At 64.6% G+C, this 18369-nt stretch carries 18 protein-coding genes; 8 read left to right on the top strand and 10 right to left on the bottom strand.

Annotated elements, in window-relative coordinates:
- From speB (ABMC89_RS04860) to ABMC89_RS04850, 3 genes are read left to right on the top strand one after another with little or no spacing between them, the layout of a single operon-like run.
- On the top strand, nucleotides 1–966 hold the full coding sequence (gene speB / locus ABMC89_RS04860) for an agmatinase (RefSeq protein WP_349565762.1): 966 nt from the start codon (nucleotides 1–3) through the stop codon (nucleotides 964–966).
- Entirely contained in the window at nucleotides 963–1907 is a 945-nt protein-coding gene (speB, locus tag ABMC89_RS04855) for an agmatinase (protein ID WP_349565760.1), read from the top strand. Before speB (ABMC89_RS04860) ends, speB (ABMC89_RS04855) begins: the two co-directional genes overlap by 4 nt.
- A gap of 37 nt (nucleotides 1908–1944) precedes the next feature.
- Nucleotides 1945–2373, top strand: a complete 429-nt coding sequence (locus ABMC89_RS04850) for a DUF1499 domain-containing protein (RefSeq protein ID WP_349565758.1) — start codon at nucleotides 1945–1947, stop codon at nucleotides 2371–2373.
- Here the strand turns inward: ABMC89_RS04850 and ABMC89_RS04845 are convergent.
- Complete coding sequence (locus tag ABMC89_RS04845; protein WP_349565756.1) at nucleotides 2299–2601, bottom strand: hypothetical protein; 303 nt, start codon at nucleotides 2599–2601, stop codon at nucleotides 2299–2301. The genes ABMC89_RS04850 and ABMC89_RS04845 overlap by 75 nt on opposite strands.
- Nucleotides 2602–2662: 61 nt before the next feature.
- Here ABMC89_RS04845 and prfA point away from each other — a divergent pair, with 61 nt between their 5' ends.
- The 3 genes from prfA to ABMC89_RS04830 all read left to right on the top strand — a co-directional run bounded on the left by prfA (nucleotide 2663) and on the right by ABMC89_RS04830 (nucleotide 5435).
- Complete coding sequence (prfA, locus tag ABMC89_RS04840; protein WP_349565753.1) at nucleotides 2663–3712, top strand: peptide chain release factor 1; 1050 nt, start codon at nucleotides 2663–2665, stop codon at nucleotides 3710–3712.
- A gap of 17 nt (nucleotides 3713–3729) precedes the next feature.
- Entirely contained in the window at nucleotides 3730–4545 is an 816-nt protein-coding gene (gene prmC / locus ABMC89_RS04835) for a peptide chain release factor N(5)-glutamine methyltransferase (RefSeq protein WP_349568515.1), read from the top strand.
- A 227-nt stretch (nucleotides 4546–4772) separates the two neighbouring features.
- Entirely contained in the window at nucleotides 4773–5435 is a 663-nt protein-coding gene (locus ABMC89_RS04830; protein ID WP_349565751.1) for a DUF4167 domain-containing protein, read from the top strand.
- 89 nt (nucleotides 5436–5524) lie between these two features.
- On the opposite strand, the gene rsmA is transcribed toward ABMC89_RS04830, so the two are convergent.
- From rsmA to lptF, 6 genes are read right to left on the bottom strand one after another with little or no spacing between them, the layout of a single operon-like run.
- Nucleotides 5525–6367 (bottom strand): 16S rRNA (adenine(1518)-N(6)/adenine(1519)-N(6))-dimethyltransferase RsmA, encoded by an 843-nt coding sequence (gene rsmA, locus ABMC89_RS04825; RefSeq protein ID WP_349565749.1) that lies wholly within the window; start codon nucleotides 6365–6367, stop codon nucleotides 5525–5527.
- Nucleotides 6364–7326 (bottom strand): 4-hydroxythreonine-4-phosphate dehydrogenase PdxA, encoded by a 963-nt coding sequence (gene pdxA, locus ABMC89_RS04820; protein ID WP_349565747.1) that lies wholly within the window; start codon nucleotides 7324–7326, stop codon nucleotides 6364–6366. Before pdxA ends, rsmA begins: the two co-directional genes overlap by 4 nt.
- On the bottom strand, nucleotides 7323–8546 hold the full coding sequence (locus tag ABMC89_RS04815; protein WP_349565745.1) for a peptidylprolyl isomerase: 1224 nt from the start codon (nucleotides 8544–8546) through the stop codon (nucleotides 7323–7325). The genes pdxA and ABMC89_RS04815 overlap by 4 nt, the downstream gene beginning before the upstream one ends.
- Entirely contained in the window at nucleotides 8534–10681 is a 2148-nt protein-coding gene (locus ABMC89_RS04810) for an LPS-assembly protein LptD (RefSeq protein WP_349565743.1), read from the bottom strand. The genes ABMC89_RS04815 and ABMC89_RS04810 overlap by 13 nt, the downstream gene beginning before the upstream one ends.
- Before the next feature lie 3 nt (nucleotides 10682–10684).
- Entirely contained in the window at nucleotides 10685–11782 is a 1098-nt protein-coding gene (gene lptG, locus ABMC89_RS04805; RefSeq protein WP_349565741.1) for an LPS export ABC transporter permease LptG, read from the bottom strand.
- The gene (lptF, locus tag ABMC89_RS04800) at nucleotides 11779–12909 is read right to left on the bottom strand and encodes an LPS export ABC transporter permease LptF (protein WP_349565739.1); all 1131 of its coding nucleotides are present in this window, start codon (nucleotides 12907–12909) and stop codon (nucleotides 11779–11781) included. Before lptF ends, lptG begins: the two co-directional genes overlap by 4 nt.
- 141 nt (nucleotides 12910–13050) lie before the next feature.
- Between lptF and ABMC89_RS04795 the strand changes: the two genes are divergently transcribed.
- Entirely contained in the window at nucleotides 13051–14526 is a 1476-nt protein-coding gene (locus tag ABMC89_RS04795; protein WP_349565737.1) for a leucyl aminopeptidase, read from the top strand.
- Between the two features lie 4 nt (nucleotides 14527–14530).
- A complete protein-coding gene (locus ABMC89_RS04790) occupies nucleotides 14531–14995 on the top strand; it encodes a DNA polymerase III subunit chi (protein WP_349565735.1) in 465 nt (154 codons plus the stop codon).
- Here ABMC89_RS04790 and ABMC89_RS04785 read toward each other — a convergent pair.
- Genes ABMC89_RS04785 through ABMC89_RS04775 form a run of 3 tightly spaced genes read right to left on the bottom strand, consistent with a single transcriptional unit; the run spans nucleotide 14992 to nucleotide 18124 of the window.
- The gene (locus tag ABMC89_RS04785) at nucleotides 14992–15573 is read right to left on the bottom strand and encodes a retropepsin-like aspartic protease family protein (protein WP_349565733.1); all 582 of its coding nucleotides are present in this window, start codon (nucleotides 15571–15573) and stop codon (nucleotides 14992–14994) included. The two genes, ABMC89_RS04790 and ABMC89_RS04785, sit on opposite strands and share 4 nt — an antisense overlap.
- A gap of 56 nt (nucleotides 15574–15629) precedes the next feature.
- Nucleotides 15630–16265 carry a MarC family protein gene (locus ABMC89_RS04780; protein ID WP_349565731.1) on the bottom strand — a complete coding sequence of 212 codons (636 nt, stop codon included), beginning with the start codon at nucleotides 16263–16265 and terminating at the stop codon, nucleotides 15630–15632.
- Entirely contained in the window at nucleotides 16262–18124 is a 1863-nt protein-coding gene (locus ABMC89_RS04775; RefSeq protein ID WP_349565729.1) for an ABC-F family ATP-binding cassette domain-containing protein, read from the bottom strand. The genes ABMC89_RS04780 and ABMC89_RS04775 overlap by 4 nt, the downstream gene beginning before the upstream one ends.
- Nucleotides 18125–18369: the final 245 nt, after the last annotated feature.

Raw genomic sequence — 18369 nt, 5'->3', positions numbered from 1 at the left:
ATGAGCCTTGAGGACGCGAAAACACAAGTAGACCAGGCTTTCACCCGCGAGGATCTGAAGGGGCCGTCGTTCGAGAATGCCTTTGGCGGTGCGACATCGTTCCTGCGGCGGCGCTATACCAAGGATCTGACCGGCGTCGATATCGCCGTTACCGGCGTGCCGTTCGATCAGGCCGTCACCAACCGCACCGGCACAAGGCTGGGCCCGCGCGCGATCCGCGAGGCATCGACGCTGCAACCCTATGATCCGCCCTTTGGCTGGGATTTCGACGTGCTGAGCGAATGTGCCATCGCCGACTACGGCGATCTGGCGTTCGACTATGCGCAGGTGTCCCAGTTTCCCGCTGCGCTGACGGCGCATATCAGGGGTATCCTCGATGCCGGGGCGGCCAGTGTTGCGCTGGGCGGCGATCACTACATCAGCTTTCCGATACTGCGCGCCTACGCCGAGAAATTCGGGCCGATGAGCCTGCTGCATTTCGACGCCCATTCCGACACATGGGTGGACGATGACATGGACCGCATCGACCACGGCACGATGTTCTACAAGGCGATCAAGCTGGGCCTGATTGATCCCGCAACCAGCGTTCAGGTCGGCATCCGCACCACCAATCCCGACACGATGGGCGTCACCACGATCAGCGCGCGCGACGTGCATGAACGTGGCACGGCCTCGGTCGTGGCGCAGATCCGCCAGGTGCTGGGCGACCGCCCCACCTATCTGACCTTCGATATCGATGCGCTCGATCCGGCATTCGCGCCGGGGACGGGGACGCCGGTATGGGGCGGGTTGACCACCTGGCAGGCGGCGGCGATGCTGCGCGATCTGGCGGGGATCAACATCCAGGGCGGCGATGTGGTCGAGGTATCGCCCCCCTTCGACACCACAGGCGCCACCGCGATCGCCGGTGCGCATGTGGCGACCGAGCTTTTGTGCCTGATCGGGGCAAGGATACGCAGCACATGATGGACAGGAACCAACCTCTCGGCGGCAACGAAATGGCACGGTTTTCGGGGCCGAACACTTTTATGCGGCTGCCCTCTGCCAATGATCTCAAAGGGTTGGACGTCGCTGTTCTGGGTATTCCGCTCGACATCGGTACATCGTGGCGGTCGGGCACCCGCATGGGTCCGAAACAGATCCGCGAACAAAGTGCCATGATCCGCCCCTATAATATGGCCACCGGTGCCGCGCCCTTCGACCGGCTACAGGTGGCGGATATCGGCGATCTGGCGATCAATACCTTCTCGCTGAAGGATAGTTTGCGCATTATTGCAGAGAGTTACGATGAAATCCTAAAGTCGGATGCGATGCCCGTGGCCCTTGGCGGGGACCATTCGATCACCCTGCCGATCCTACGGGCAATGGCCCGGCGGCACGGGCCCGTGGCGCTGATCCACGTGGACGCCCACGGCGATGTGAACGACGAGATGTTCGGCGAGCGTGAAACCCACGGCACCATCCTGCGACGCGCCTATGAAGAAAACCTCATAAACCCCGAAAAAACCTACCAGATTGGACTTCGCGGTACGGGCTACGCCGCCTCCGACTTTACCGAGGCAGCGGAATGGGGCTTCCAGCAGTGGCAGGCCGGAGAGCTTTGGCACCGCAGCCTGTCGCAGCTGGGCGCCGAGATCCGCCGCGACATCGGCGATGTGCCCACGTATCTGACCTACGATATCGACAGCCTCGATCCGGCCTACGCGCCGGGCACGGGCACGCCCGAGATCGGCGGGCTGACCACGCCGCAGGCGCTGGAACTGATCCGTGCGCTTGCGGGGATCAACATCGTCGGTTGCGATCTGGTCGAGGTATCGCCACCCTACGACATGCAGGGCACCACCGCGCTGACAGCGGCGAACCTCGTCTACGAAATGCTCTGTATCCTGCCCGGCGCGTCCGCATGACCGCCGTGCCAAACACGACCCCATGGAAAACCCCTGAATGGAGAAGCGCCGCATGATCTGGATCGTTGTCATCGCGGGGCTTGTCGCCGGTCTTGCCTATATCCGCCTCGCGCCTTCGGACGTCAGCCGCTGGCACCGTCCCGTCGGAGCCGCGGAGAACGTGACCGGCGACGGCTGGGCCGCACGGGTGATCCCTGCCGCCGATGGCCTTCTGTCCGACCTTAATCAGGTGATGCTGGCACTGCCGCGCACCGAATTGCTGGCAGGTAGCGTCGGGGACGGGCGGCTGACCTATGTGACCCGTTCGAAAGTGATCGGATTTCCCGACTATACGACGATCGAACAGGACGGAAACCAGATCAAGCTCTACGCCCGTCTGCGGTTCGGCAGATCAGATATGGGCGTCAACGCCGCGCGACTGGAGCGGGTTCTCGAATCGGTCCGCGCCAAACGGGCCAAGTCGTGAGCTGAGGCACCCTTCGCTGGTTTCGCGCCACATCGGCACATTCAGCGACATCTGGCACTGCGCCGTGAACATGCGCCCGTCCACCTGCAAACAGATGCTTTCGCCCAGTTCGACGCGGCTGCCGCTGCTGTCGGTACAGTAGCAGTCAATGGTTTTGCCCTGCGGTGTGACCACATCCGCATGCATCGGGCCAGAGGCCAAAAGCAAGACCAGCAAAACGCGTTTCATGAGGCAATCATAGCATGTGAGCGGGCTTGACCAAAGGTCTTTGATACGCCACTCCACCGGCATGATACCGATGGACCGCCTTGCCCAGTTGACCGACCGTTTCGAATATCTCGAGGCGGCGATGGCGACCGCAGGCGGAGATATTTCGAAAATGGCGCGCGAGTATAACGCGCTGCGTCCGGTGGTTGAACAGATCAGCGCCTACCGCGCTTTGTTGCGCGATCTCGACGGCGCGCGCGAGATGCTGTCGGACCCCGATATGGCCGAGCTTGCCCGCGACGAGATCGCCCAGATCGAAGCGCGCCTGCCTGCGGCCGAGGCCGCGCTGCAACTGGCGCTGCTGCCCCGTGACGAAGCGGATGTGCGTCCCGCCATGCTGGAAATCCGTCCGGGCACCGGCGGGGACGAGGCCGCGCTGTTTGCCGGTGATCTGTTGCGGATGTACCAGCGCTACGCCGAGGCGCGGGGGTGGTCCGTGGACCTGATCGAGTATCAGGCCACCGAACTGGGCGGGATCAAGGAAGTGGTGGCGCACATCAAGGGCGACAATGTCTTTGCGCGCCTGAAATTCGAAAGCGGCGTGCACCGTGTCCAGCGCGTGCCCAGTACGGAAAGCGGCGGGCGTATCCACACCTCGGCGGCGACGGTGGCCGTGCTGCCCGAGGCCGAGGATGTGGACATCCAGATCGACGCAAACGACCTCAGGATCGACACAATGCGGTCCTCGGGGGCGGGCGGCCAGCACGTCAACACCACCGATTCCGCGGTGCGGATCACGCATATTCCCACGGGGATCGTGGTGACCAGTTCGGAGAAATCCCAGCACCGCAACCGCGAGATCGCGATGCAGGTGCTCAAGACCCGTCTCTATGACGCCGAGCGCCAGCGCGTGGACAGCGAACGCGCGGGTGCGCGGGCGGCACAGGTCGGCAGCGGCGACCGCTCCGAACGTATCCGCACCTACAATTTTCCGCAGGGGCGCCTGACTGATCACCGCATCAACCTGACCCTCTACAAGCTCGAAGCCGTGTTGCAGGGCGATCTGGACGAGATCATCGACGCGCTGACCGCCGATGCGCAGGCGCAGATGCTGGCGGAGATGGGCTCGTGACAACCGCAGCGGTTGCAATGGCGACAGCTGCCGCGCGGTTGCGGGCGGCGGGCGTGCCGGACCCGGCGCGCGACGCGCGGCTGCTGCTGGCCCATGCGGCATCTATCGACGCCGCCCGCGTGACCCTGATCGCACCCGAGGAAATCGCACCGGAGATCGCGGAGCGTTTTGAGCACCTTGTGGCGCTGCGGGCGATCCGTGTGCCTGTGTCCCATCTGCTGGGCGAGCGTGCCTTCTATGGCCGCCCCTTCAAGGTCAGCCGCGATGTGCTGGACCCGAGACCCGAGACCGAATCCCTCATCGAGGCCGCGCTGAGTGCGCCTTTCGACATGGTTCTCGATCTCGGAACCGGATCGGGGTGCATCCTCGTGACGCTTCTGGCCGAACGGGCAGCGGCGCGGGGCGTCGGCGTAGACCTGTCCGAGGCGGCCTGCCTTCAGGCCAGCGCCAATGCGGTGCTGCACGGTGTCGACGACCGCGCCCATTTCGTCCAATCCGACTGGTTCGGCGCCGTCGCGGGGCGCTATGATCTGATCGTCAGCAATCCGCCTTATCTTGCCCAGTCCGAAATGGCCGATGTTGCGCCGGAAGTGGCGCGCCATGAACCGGCGATGGCCTTGACCGACGGGGCAGACGGGCTGACCGCCTACCGCGTGCTTGCCGAGCAAGCGCAGGGGTATCTGACAGCCGACGGCCGTCTGCTGGCCGAGATCGGCTGGAAACAAGGGCCCGAAGTGGCGGGGCTGTTTCGTGCCGAAGGCTGGGCCGATGTGATGATTCTGCCCGATCTGGACGGGCGTGACCGGGTTGTGCAGGCGCGAAATCCGGCCTAGAGCCTCCAAACCGGCCGATTTTGCGGAAAATTGCGATTATTCGCCCTTTCCCTTCGATACAGAGAAGGGTAACAGTAAGGAGTTGCAGCGGTGGATGCAGATTGCGGTCCCGCGCGGCGTTAAGCCAACAACAAGCGGCATTAGCCCCGAATTAGTATGCGCTGAGGCATTCGATACGTTTGTGCCAAGCGTGAGACAGATACAGCACCAAAAGGCTGACCTCTCCTATGAAACCTCAAAGATCGCGTTCGCGTAACAAGAACAACCGCAACCGTGGTGGCGGAAATCAGGGCGGCAATGTCGTCAATCGCGTTTTCGACAGTTCCGGTCCGGAGGGCAAGGTGCGCGGCACCCCCCAGCAGGTGATCGAGAAATATAACCAGCTGGCCCGCGATGCGATGCTATCCAACGACCGGGTGGCGATGGAAAACTTCCAGCAGCACGCGGAACACTACCTGCGGCTTCTCTCCGAAGCGCAGAAAGAACAGGACGCGCGCCGCGAGGAGCAGGAGCGCCAGAACCGCGAGCGGCAGGCCGAGCGTGATCGCGAGCGTGCAGAGCGTCAGGAGCGCGAATCCGCGCAGTCCGGTCAGAAAGAACAGGACCAGCCCAACGCGGAGCAGGCGCAGCAACAGCCGCAGGACGCGCCCAAGCCGAAAGAGCCGCGCAGCCGCAAGAAAAAAGAGCCCGCACCGCAGCAAAGCGATGCGCAGGCGCAGAATGAAGACGGTGAGTCCGGCGATGACGAGAATTTCCTCGTCGAGACGCCCGAGAACAAGCCCAAGACCCGCCGCGCCCCGCGCCGCAAGCCCAAGGTTGCCGCGGAAGACGGCGGCGACTCCGGTGCAGGCGAGGGTGGCGAGGACAATCGCACCGACGCGGCCGAGTAACCGCGCGTCGCACCATGTACTTTAGTGAAAAGCTCCGCTCCGGCGGGGCTTTTTCGTTTAAGGGCGCGGTGTCCGTGGATTGCGGCGTGTCAGCTCGCGTCGATGGCGCGGGCCAGCGCGCAGAACCCTTCGATAGAGATCTGTTCCGCCCGTTCCGTCGGCTTGAGTCCGGCGGCAAGAAGCCTGTCCTCGATATCCGGAGCCGTTCCCTTGAGTGCCGCGCGCAGCATCTTGCGGCGCTGGTTGAACGCCGCTGCCACCACCCGCGACAGCGTGGCGGCGTTGGCCTCGAACCGCGGCTTTTCCAGCGCTGTCAGATGCACGACGGCACTGGAAATCTTCGGCGGCGGGGTGAAGGCTTCGGGTGGCAAGGACAAAACGATGCGCGCGTCGCTGCGCCACTGGGCCAGAATCGCCAGCCTCCCGTAGGCTTTGGAGCCCGGCTGCGCCACGATCCGTTCCGCCACCTCGCGCTGAAACATCAGCGTCAGGCTTTGCCAGTAGGGCGGCCAGTCTGCGGGCGTAAGCCACCGCACCAGGAGTTCGGTTCCGATGTTGTAGGGCAGGTTGGCAGCCACGCGGATCGGCGGTGTCAGATGCGCCAGCGGGTCGATTTCAAGCGCGTCGCCTTCGATCACCTCCAGCCTGCCGGGGTAGGCGGCAGCGATCTCGGCCAGGGCGGGCAGGCAGCGACGGTCCTTCTCGATGGCCAGCACCTTGCGCGCACCTTCGGCCAGCAGCCCGCGTGTCAGACCACCGGGGCCGGGGCCGATTTCCAGCACATCGCAGGCTTCCAGATTACCGGCCTGACGGGCGATTTTCGCGGTCAGGTTCAGATCCAGCAGGAAATTCTGCCCCAGTGACTTGCGCGCAGACAGGCCGTGGGTGCCGATGACCGCGCGCAGCGGAGGAAGGCCGTCGATCTGGCTCATCGGTTTGCCATCCTGTGGGCCAGGCGTATCGCCTCGACCATGCTCGACGGGTTCGCGATGCCCTGTCCCGCGATATCGAAGGCGGTGCCGTGGTCGGGCGATGTCCTGACAAAGGGCAGGCCGAGTGTCACGTTCACGCCGCGGTCGAAATCCAGCGTCTTGATCGGGATCAGGGCCTGATCGTGGTACATCGCGATTGCCGCGTCATAGGTGGCACGGGCGGCGGCGTGAAACATCGTGTCGGCGGGCAGGGGGCCGCGCAGGTCATAGCCTTCCGTCGCCATCTGCGCGATCAGCGGAGCGATCCAGTCGATCTCCTCGCGGCCCATGGCGCCGCCTTCGCCGGCGTGGGGGTTCAGGCCCGAGACAGCGATGCGCGGGGCCGCGATGCCGAACTGGTCGCGCAGGCCATCGTGGGTGATTTCAATCGTGCGCCGCAACAGTGCGGGGGTCAGCGCCGCGCTGACGCGGTGCAGCGGAATGTGGATGGTGGCGGGCACCACGCGCAACTGGTCCGAGGCCAGCATCATCACCACATCCTCGCATCCCGCAAGCGCGGCCAGGTATTCGGTATGGCCGGGATAGGCGAAATCGGCCCCGTCCTTCAGCGCCTTCTTGTGCAGCGGCGCGGTGCAGATCGCGGCGGCAAACCCGTCCTGTACCAGTTTCACCGCACGGGCGATCACGTCGATCACCCCCTGCGCATTGGCTGGATCGGGCTGTCCGGGTGTCGCGTTGCTCGCAAACCGGTGCGCCAGAACCGGCAGCGCGTCGGGGCTGATTTCGGCGGCCTCTTCGGGCGTTTCGATGACCCGATAGATCGCGTCAGCGGGCAGGTGGCGGGGATCGCCGATCCACAGCATCGGCACCGCATCGGCGAGTGCCGCCCAGGCGCGCACCGCGATTTCCGGTCCGATGCCCGCCGGCTCCCCGCAGGTCAGCGCGATGGGGCGTGTCATTGATAGACGATACGGGCGTCCGCGCGCAGTTCGGCCAGCAGGCTGTCGGCAAAGCCGGAGAGGCGGCGCTGGCGGATATTGGCCGCGACGTCCTCGCGGCTGGCCTCGGCGTTCTGTGCGGCGGTGCGTCCGCAAAGCATCAGGAACACCAGCGCCTGCCCATCCGCGCGGGTCAGCGCGGTCGATACCTCGCCATCGTCAAGCTTGCTGAGTTCGATCGCGAAATCCTGCGGCAACTCGGCCGGGGTACGGGTCTCGCGCTCCAGCACGCTTTCGGGCTGGCCCTTGGCAAAGCCGTAGAGATCGTCGCAAACATCAACTTCGGCGCGCAGGTTGGCGGCCTGCTGAAGCGTTTCGGCGGAGCGTCCGCCGGCCATGTAATAGGCTGCGTATTCGATCGCGGCATATTCCTGCACCGGGGTGCCTGTTTCCTCGATATCGCGCAGCTGGAACAGGGCTACGGCGTTGGGAATGCTCAGCGGTTGGGTCACTTCGCCGGGCGACAGCGACAGGATCAGCGGCTGCAGCGCGGGGGGCAGGTTTGACAGATCCTGCCAAGGCAGACGCCCGCCGGCACCGCGGCTGGCGGTGGCCGAATACTGGCGCGCAAAGCTCGAAAACTGTTCGGTCGAGGTGGACTGTGCGATCCGCTCGGCCAGCGCCTGCACCTCTTGCGCGCGGGGCGGCGGCGCGGGGATGATGATCTCGGACACCAGCACACGGATGTTGGAGCCACCGCCGCTCTGGCTGGACAGGGCGCGGTCGATTTCGGCCTCGGTGATCTGGACGCGGCTGCCGTAGCGGGCGCGGATCAGGTCGCGCCACGCCACGCCGTTGATGACGAAATCGCGAAACGTCTCTCGCGCGACACCGGCTTGCTCCAGCGCCTGCACGAATTCGGCTTGCGACAGGTTTGCACGGCCCGCGAATTCCTCCAGCGCGCCATCGATGCCTTCGGGGGTCAGCTGCAAACCGGATTCGCGAATCGCCTGTCCGCGCAGGCTTTCGTTGATCAGACTGTCCAGCGCCGCCTCGCGGGTCGCGCCCTGCGCGTTCAGAACCTGCAGAAAACGCACCCGCTGCTGGATCTCGAATTCGGTCACCACGCTGTCGTTTACGGTCACCACGGGGGCGAAAAGGTTCTGGCCAAGCGACGGCTGGGCCACGGCAAGCGCAAGACCGAGGGCTGTAGCAAGGGTGCGGAGGGTCAGTTTGAACATGAGCGGATGTATCTTTCTGTGCCTGTATCGGCGGCAAAGCCGCGCAGTCCGATGTTAAAACCGAAATCAGTCGAGGGCTCAACACTTGTCGAGCTGGTATAACGCCGCTTCACCCTGAGATCGACCGTCACGCATTCATTTTCGTAAGACAGGCCAAGACCCGCCGTTGCGGCGCGGTCCGAGGCGACGTCGTATCGCCAGTCGGCGCTCGCGGTCCAGAATTGATTGATCGCAAAGCTGCCTTCGAGCGTGAATTCAGATACTTCGCGGTTGCGGTCCTCGGCGGGATCTTCTTCGAGCCAGACGTAGGAGCCGCCGACCCGCCCGCGCCGGTATCCGAAATCGCCGCGCAGTTCGGCCTTGGAGAGCGCGAAATTCTTTTCGAACAGGCTGCGCGCGGTCAGACGCATACCGCCCGGCCCCTCGATCTGGCCGGCCAGCAGAAAGTCCGAGCTGAGCCCGTTGAGACCCGAGGTGGAGGAAAAGGCGGTATCGCGGTCCTCCCGAAAGACCTGACCAAAGGCAAGATGCGCGTTCCAGCCCACCGGATCGAACCGCGACCAGCCCAGCCCGATGGCGGCCATCGGACCACGCTCGCGCCGGTCGGCGCGCGGAAAACGTGACAGGCTGAGAAGGTTGCCCTGATCGAATTCGACGCGGGTGCTTTCCTCGTTCGGGATATCGAGCCTGCTGCCACCGGTCCAGCTGAGCTGTACCACGGGTTCGAGGATCTGGCTGACTCCGTTCGCGCCGGTCTTGGCCAGCGGATAGCGCAGGGTCAGCGCCGCAAGGGGGGTGACCTCGGTCGGATCGTCCGGGGTGGTGTCGTCCTGCGAGATATTGAAACTGTTCAGGGACAGGCCAAACTGGGTATCGGCGCGCAGACCGCTGGTGAAGGTCGCGCTGTGCAGCCAGTCCAGCCGCGCGTTCAGCCGCGATACATCGCGTCCGTCCACGATATCGTCGGGATCGGTGCTGTCGAAGGGCAGGTCCGATCCGCGCCTGTGGCTATGGGCGACCAGACGCGCGCGCAATTCCCCGCCGAACCGCTCCGGGAAGAACCGCCGCTCGTATTCACCGTCCAGAACGAGGGTCGGCAGGGTTTCGTTGACCTCGCCATCGCGCAGCGTCTTGAAGTTGATGAAACTCGCCCGGACCAATTCGTCGCGGCGCGCACGGCTGATCCTCAGTTCAGACCGCAGACGGTCCTTGTCGGAATAGCCGTAGTTTTCCAGATAGCCGTCGTCGCTGACGCTTTCGATATCGAAGGACAGCGTGAAATCATCGGGCAGGGCGAAGACACCGCGCCCGAACAGATAGCCGCGCGTTTCGCTGGGGCGCAGATCGTCGCGGGTGATGGCGGCGTTGAAGACCACGCGCCCGTTGCGATAGGCTTGGCGGTAGCGGAATTCCAGCGTGGTGGTGGAACTGGACAGATAGGGCGTAAGTGTCAGGTCGCGCTTTTCGCTCAGCCGGATGAAATAGGGGATCTTCAGCCCGACGCCCAACTGCGACGTGCTGCGCACGGATGGCACCAGAAAACCCGTTGCCCGTTCGACGGTGGGGTCCGGCAGACGCAGGCGCGGCAGCCAGAACACCGGTATCCTGCCGATGCGGAACTGGGCGTCATCGAAATAAAGCTGCCGCTCGACCTCGTCGTGGATCACGCGGCGCGCCCGTATCTGCCAGAGCGGCGGACGCCCGTCATCGCAGATACGGCACGAGGTGACGGCGGTCTTGTAAAGCTGGCTATAGCGCCCGTCGACGCGGTCGATCTGCTGGGCCGCCAGTTGCAACTGCTCGTCCAGAACCAGACGCGCGCCGGTCAGGATGCCGTTGCGCAGACCTGCGTCCAGAGAGGCTGCATCCGCGACGATCACCGTATCGGGCCCGTCGGTCAGGGTGATCGGCCCCTCGATCTCCAGCCCTCCGGTTCCCTGATCGTACCGGATTTCCCTGGCGCGCAGGCGCACGCCGTTGCGAAAGGCCTCGACGTTGCCGGAGGCGACCAGCACCCGTTCGCGCGTGATATAAAGCTGGTCCGCGACCAGCAGGGCCGCATCCTGCGTCGGGGTCTGGGCAAGCGCCGCGAAAGGCAGCGCCAAAAGCATCGCGAGAAGGGCTAGCGTGCGCATCTGTCAGCCATCCTCGCGGTGCAGCAGGACGCCCATTGCCAGCATGATCGCGGCGACGGGGGGTGCCCATGCGGCCATCAGCACCGGTATCTGGCCGTTTTCGCCCAGAATTTGCGCAAAACTTCGGATAAAATACAAACCGAATCCCAACAAGACCGCCGAGAGGACAGCAACACCCGTTCCTCCCGATCTGGTATGGCGCATGGTAAACGCGCTCGCAACAAGAACCATCGCCACCAAAAACAACGGTCGGGCGAGTTCGACCTGAAGCCAGACCTGATGCCGCCGCGGGCTGAACCCGGAATATTCAAGCTGCTGGATGAACGAAGGCAGATCGTAGATCGAAATCGTGCCCGCGCTGCCGAAACTGTCGCGGATACGCTCCAGCGTGAGCGTGGAGGGCAGGGTGAGCGTTTCGTGAAAGCTGCTTTCGCCTTCGGAGTTGACCCCTGCCTGCAAGGGCCAGGATTTGGCGTTGCGCAGGTGCCAACCATCGGCGCGCAAGGCCGCGCTTTCCGCCTCGATCCGCCGGATGGGGCCTGTATCTGTCCCGTAGGAGATGAAGGTCACATCATAGAGCACCGAGCCATCGAGGTTCGACCGCCACGCGCGGATCACGGTCTGGCCGTCCTGCGTGCCCTGCCGCAGCCACAGCCCTTCCTCCGAGACCGACAGGGCGGCCGCGCCGCTGCTGCGAAAGCTGTCAGACAGAAGTTCGTACTGTCGCGAGGTGGCAGCGACGATGGGATTGAACATGCCGACGATCATCGCGCCGATGATCAGCGCCACGCACAAGGGCGACACCAGCGACCGCAGCGCCGAGCGCCCCGAGGCGCGCGTCACGATCAGCTCGGACGAACGCGCGAGCGATACGAACAAAGTCACGGTTGCCAGCACCATGATCAGCGGCAGGATCACGTTCAGCGTTTGTGGCGCATCCAAGAGCGTCAGCCGCAGCAGATCCCCGAAAGACAGGGGCACGGCAAAGGACCGGCCTGCCTGTTCCAGCAGGCCTGTGAGCACGATCAGCACGAAAAACACCGCCGTGATCAGCAGAAAGCTCATGGCGAAGCGCCGGGCGAAATACAGGTCGAGGATCATGGCGTTGCGGGTGTCCTCTTGAACCGGGCGGCCCAGTTGGGGCGGGTCGCGTGCAGCAGCATCAGCGCCACGATCGCGGCCCCGATGCCGGAGGGCAGGTACAAAATCGGCCAGAGCTGTGCATCGGCCTTGACCATCGACACCAATGTGCCGCGCGTGCCGTCCAGTGCGATCAGCAGTCCGAAGGCGATCACGATCTCGCGCCAGATGCCGAACCGCGAGAACCCGCCGATGAGCAAGGTCGCAAAGCCGACCAGTGCCGCAATCACACAAAACAGCGGCCTGGCGAAGCGACTGTGCACTTCGGTCGCGATGTCGCCGCGTGTCTCGCCGGCGCGTGCGGCAAGCGCGTCCCAGTCGGACAGCAATCCGGGGGTAACCATGTTGCGGATATCGACGTCGGAGGCGGCGACGCCGCTGACCAGCCCCGATATGTCGAAAGAGAAATCCGCGAAGTTGGCGGTCGAAAGGCGCTGGTCGGCGCGATTCAGACGCTGGGCCAGACCGTCTACCATGATCAGCGTCGTGGCCTCGCCGTTGCGCACAAGATATGCTTCGGCAGCGGTGTAGATCACGCCGCGCGTGGCGTTGCGGCGGTCCGACAGGAAAACGTCGCGCAACACCCCGTCCTCGTCTATGAGCCGGGTGTAGAAGGTGACCTGATCGGTGGGATGCAGAAAGGTGCCTTCGGTCAGCAGGCGCGCGGTGACGTTCTGGGAAATCTCTTTCTCGCGCTGTTTCAGTTCGCTCTGCGCCAGCGGGACCAGAAAATTCATCAGGACCGCCATCGCCAGCGCCACAAGAACACCGTAGAGCAGCACCGGACGCGCCAGCCGCCATGGTCCCGTGCCGGTGGCTTGCAGCACGGTGAGTTCGCTGTCGGATGTCATGCGGTTGGTCACGTAAACCGCTGCCGCGAAGGTCGAGATCGGCAGCACGGTCGAGATCAGCTTGGGCAGGCCGAGTGCGGTGAATTCCAGAAACACCAGCGCCGTCTGCCCGTCGGCGATCAGCCTGTCGAACAGAACCACCGCCCGGTTGATCCAGAAGATCGCCACCAGCACGAGCGAGAAAAATCCGAAAAGGACAAGGAACTGCGACAGCAGATAGCGGTCAACCCGTGCCACGATGTCCTCCATTCCTTCGGCGTTTGCCGGTCGTTGTGAAGGGGACACTAAAGCAAAGCTCGGGGAGCGAAAACTCATATCTGGCCATGCGCGGACGGGCGCGATAGGTCTTGGTCAACACGCAATGACAGGGGCACCGCCATGACCGATCTGACACCAATTTCCTTTGCCGCAACCGATATCGACAAGATCGCGGACCACACGGGCCGCGTGGCCGTGTTCATCGGTGCGGATGGCAAACTGTCGCCGGGTGCGCGGCGGGTCAACAAGCTGACCAAGGGTGCGCTGGCACGGCTGGTGGAATCGGATCGTTGGGGCAAGCTCAAGGAAGGCGACAAGGTCAGCCTGTCGTTCCCTGCGGGGATGGCGGCAGAGGCTGTGGACGTGATCCGGCTGGAGCGCGGTGCGAAAGCCTCCGATGCGCGCAAGGCGGGTGCCGCACTTGCCAAGGCGCGCGGCGGCAAGGGCGATCTGCTGATCCTCGCGGGCCAGCTGCGCCGGGCGCAGGAGGTTCTCTACGGCTTTGCGATGCGCGACTACGCGTTCGAGCCGCACAAGACCGCCGAAAGCACCCGTGGCGGTGCGGTAACGGTCATGCACGGCGATCCCGACGCGCTTGAGGCGCAGGCGGCGCCGTTGCTCGCCGTGGCCGAGGGCGCGCATCTGACCCGCGACCTGACGAACGAGCCCGCGAATGTGCTGACCACCACCGCCTACGCCGAGCGGATCCAGCAGATGGAGAGCCTCGGTCTCAAGGTCGACGTGCTGAACGAAGAGGAGCTGGCAAAGCTCGGCATGCGCACGCTGTTGTCCGTGGGGCAGGGCTCCGACAGCCCGTCCTATGTGGTCGTGATGCGCTGGGACGGCGGGGCCAAGGACGATGCCCCCCTGGCGCTGGTCGGCAAGGGCGTGGTGTTCGATACCGGCGGCATCAGCCTCAAACCGGGCGCGGGGATGGAGGACATGACCATGGACATGGGCGGGTCCGCCGTTGTCGTGGGCACGATGCACGCGCTGGCCCGCCGCAAGGCCAAGGCGAATGTCGTCGGTCTGGTCGGTCTGGTCGAAAACATGCCTTCGGGCAATGCCACGCGCCCCGGTGATGTCATCCGCTCGATGAAGGGCGATACCGTCGAGGTGATCAACACCGACGCCGAAGGCCGGCTCGTTCTGTGTGACGTGATGTGGTACGCGCAGGAGCAGTTCAAGCCCAAGGCGATGATCGACCTTGCCACGCTGACCGGCGCGATCATCATCGGGCTGGGCCATGAGAACGCCGGCGTGTTCTCGAACGACGATGCGTTCTGCAACGCCTTCCTCAAGGCAGCCGAGACCGAAGGCGAGGGCGCGTGGCGGATGCCGCTGGGCGACGGCTACGACAAGCTGCTGAAAAGCCGGATCGCGGATATGAAGAATATCGGCGGGCGGCCTGCAGGGTCGATCACGGCGGCGCAGTTCCTCCAGCGTTTCGTGAAGGAGGATTGCCCGTGGATCCACCTTGATATCGCGGGGGTGGCCTCGGTCAAGTCGGAGACGGCGCTGGCACCGGTCGGCGCGACCGGCTGGGGCGTGGCGGCCCTGAACCGTCTGGTCGCAAACTCATACGAGACGGAGTGACCCCTTGGGCGCGGCCATGTTTTATCATCTGACGCAGCGGCCTCTCGATGCGACGCTGCGGATGCTGCTGGAGAAGTCTCTGGCGGCGGGATGGCGCGTGGCCGTCCGCGGGACCCGCCGCGACGGGCTGGAGGCGCTGGACCGCGCGCTCTGGCTCGGCTCCGAGGACAGCTTTTTGCCGCACGGGATGGCGGGCGGGGCGCAGGACGCGCGCCAGCCCGTCCTTCTGACGACCGAAAGGGATGTTCCGAACGGGGCGCAATGTGTGATGGCCGTCCACTCTGCGGAGATTGCCGCCGACGAGGTTGCGGCGCTGGAGCGGGTGTGCATCCTGTTCGACGGCTACGACGAAGAGGCGCTGGCCCACGCGCGCGGCCAGTGGAAGGCCCTGACCGGTGCGGGCGTGGCCGCGCAATACTGGTCCGAGGAGTCGGGCCGTTGGGAAATGAAGGCGCAGGCCGGGTCCTAGCGTGTCAGGATCAGCTCTCCGCCGGTGATTTCGATCCTGCCGAAGCGCTGCAGATACCCCATCCCCAGAAGCGATCCCGACATCTCGCCCTCGTTCACCACGGCGCTCACGTTGCGGTCCACGATATCGCCCAGACGCACCTCGTCGAGTTGCACAGGCGCGGTGCGGACCTCGCCATTGGCGGTGCGTGCGATCCCGAAATAGTTCAGACTGTCCACGTCAAGGCCCGCGCGCCGGGCGTCTGCCTGTGTCAGCACCATGTCCGTCGCGCCGGTGTCGACGACAAACCGCACCTGCGCATCGTTTATGCCGAGGGTCAGGTAATAATGGCCGTCACGCTGTTGCGGCACGGCGATCTGGCCTGCGCCGGTCTGGACCATCTGGCCGCCCGTGGTCTGGCGCTGCACGTCCGACCACAGCCCGTAGGCTGCAACGACGCCGAGAAAGATAAATCCCCAGACCATCGCCTGTTGCAGCATCTTGCCCGCGCCTTCGCGGTTCTGGAAGATGAACCAACCGCCCACGGCGCAGCCCAGCAGCACAAGATAGATCAGCGATGCGATATTGTCAGAAGCCATGGGCGATCCTTTCGTTCCTCCACGATATAGGAACGCCGGACCGCCGCGCCAACCGGTCAGGCGGGGGCGACAAATCCGAATTGCGCCAAACCGTCCAGCACGAACTGCACGGACAGCGCTGCCAGCAGCATCCCGAAAATCCGCGTGATCACACTGATCCCGACCTTGCCCAGGGCGCGCTCCAGATGGCCCGATATGCGCAGCATGAAATACATCAGCAGCAGGATCACAGCGGTGATCGCAAGGATCGTCACCAGCCCCTCTCCGCCGGGTTTGCGCCCGACCAGCAGGATAACCGAGGCAATCGCACCGGGCCCCGCGACCAGCGGGATCGCCATGGGAAAGACCGACGGATCGTCGGGGTCGTGTTCGTCGGGTTCGGCCTTGTCCTCGCGGCGCTTCGTGCGCCGCTCGAACAGCATGTCGAGCGCGGTCAGGAACAGCAGGATGCCACCCGCGACACGGAAGGCGGGCATGGAAATACCGACGAAATCAAGAACCGCCTCGCCGAAGAGGGCGAAGACCACCAGCACCAGCCCGGCCACCAGAACCGCGCGCCGCGCGATGCGCTCACGCTCTTTGGGGGTGCGGCCCGGCGTCAGCGCCAGAAACACCGGCGCGATCGCGATCGGGTCGATCACCACGAAAAGGGTCACGAAGGCGGTGATCATATAGGCGGTATCAAGGATCATGCTTCGGCCTTCTCCAGTTTCTCAAGCGCCCCCATCCACAGGGCTTCGGCGCGTTCGAGCGCGTTCATCACCTCGGCGTATTTCTTGTTCCAGACTTCCAGTTCGCCGACCTTGTCGTTTTCGTAAAGGGCGGGATCGGCCAGCTTCTTCGCCAGCTTGTCGCGCATTTCGTTCAGCTTTTCGACGCGGCCCTCGGATTTGCGGGCTTCCGAGCGCAGGGCAAGGATCTCATCGCGGCTGGCGCGCTTTGGTTTCGGGGCCTCGGCCTTGGGTTTCGCGTTCTTGCTGACCGGTTTTTCGACGGTCAGCAGCATCTTGCGATAGGCTTCGAGGTCATCCTCGTAGGGTTTGACCGTACCGTTCGACACCAGCCACAGCCTGTCCGCCACCATCGACAGCAGATGCATGTCGTGGCTGACAAGGATCACGGCACCCGAGTAGCGGGTCAGCGCCTCGACCAGCGCCTCGCGGCTTTCGATATCGAGGTGGTTTGTCGGCTCGTCGAGGATCAGAAGGTGAGGGGCGTCCAGTGTCGCCAGAAGCAGCGACAGGCGCGCCTTCTGGCCGCCCGACAGACGCCCGACAGCGGTTTCCGCCTGATCGGGACCAAGGCCGAACCCGGCAAGCTGTGCCCGCAGCTTGGATTGCATCACGCCGGGCCGTGCCGAGATCATGTGCTGCAGCGGTGTTTCGTCGATGTGGAGTTCGTCCACCTGATGCTGCGCGAAAAAGCCCACGCGCAGCTTGCCCGCGATGATCGACTTGCCGTCGAACAGCTCCAGCCGCTCTGACAGCAGTTTCGCCAATGTGGATTTGCCCTGACCGTTCTTGCCCAGAAGCGCGATGCGGTCGTCCTGGTCGATGCGCAGGTTCAGGCGCTGCAAGACCGGATTTGCGCGGTCATAGCCGGTCGATCCGTTCTCGATATGGATGATAGGCGGCGACAGCTCTTCCGGTTCGGGAAAGGTAAAGACCTTGCGCGCCGCCTCTTCGGGGGGCGTGATCATGTCCATCTTCTCGATCATCTTGAGACGCGATTGCGCCTGCTTCGCCTTGGAGGCCTTGGCCTTGAAGCGGTCCACGAAGGCCTGCATGTGGTCCTTGCGGGCCTGCTGCTTCTTGGCCATCGCGGCCTGCACCGCACGGCGTTCGGCGCGCTGGCGTGCGAACTGATCGTAGGGACCCTGGTAATAGGTCAGCTTGCGATCCTCCAGATGGAGGATGCCGCCCACGGCGCGGTTCAGAAGGCCGCGATCGTGGCTGATGATGATGACCGTATGAGGGTATCTGGCCAGATACTGTTCCAGCCACAGCGCGCCTTCGAGGTCGAGGTAGTTCGTCGGCTCGTCGAGCAGCAGCAGATCGGGCTGGGCGAAGAGCACGCCCGCCAGTGCCACGCGCATCCGCCAGCCGCCCGAATAGGCCGAGCAGGGCTGTTGCTGGTCGTGGTCGTCGAATCCGAGGCCCTTGAGGATCGAGGCCGCGCGCCCCTCGGCGGACCATGCGTCGATGTCGGCGAGGCGGGACTGCACATCCGCGATCCGTCCCGGATCGGTGGTGGTTTCCGCTTCGGCCATCAGGCTCGCGCGTTCCGTGTCGGCGGCAAGCACGGTGTCGATCAGCGACACGTCGGATGACGGCACCTCCTGTGCGACCCCGCCGATGCGGGCGCGGCTGGGCAGGGTGATCGTGCCACCGTCCAGCGGCATTTCCCCGCGGATCAGCCGGAAAAGCGTGGTCTTGCCCGCGCCGTTGCGCCCAACGAGGCCCACCTTGTGGCCGTCGGGGATGGTGGCGGAGGCTTCCTCGAACAGCGGGCGGCCTTCGACGGAATAGGACAGGTCTGTGATACGTAGCATGGGCGAGGCTGTGACGGACCGCCCACGCCATGTCAATGCGCATTAACGGCAGTTTGGGCGCCGCGCGCGCCCGCACCTGCCCACAACGCCCCGCGAATGGCGCAGGTGCGGTGGCCTCGCCGCACGATATGGCGCGATAGGGTGTGCGCCATGCGCCAGTGCCGGGAGTGTCTGAGGCGGTCGCAGCGCAGCGCAGGGCCGGTGCACAGGCGCGGAAAATCAGGGGGGACGCTCTGCACACAAAG

Origin of the sequence: Sulfitobacter sp. HNIBRBA3233 (genome assembly GCF_040149665.1) — a bacterium.
GTDB classification, from domain to species: domain Bacteria; phylum Pseudomonadota; class Alphaproteobacteria; order Rhodobacterales; family Rhodobacteraceae; genus Sulfitobacter; species Sulfitobacter marinivivus.
Note: the sequence above shows the minus strand (reverse complement) of the source record. Positions and strands in the feature narration are given on the sequence as shown.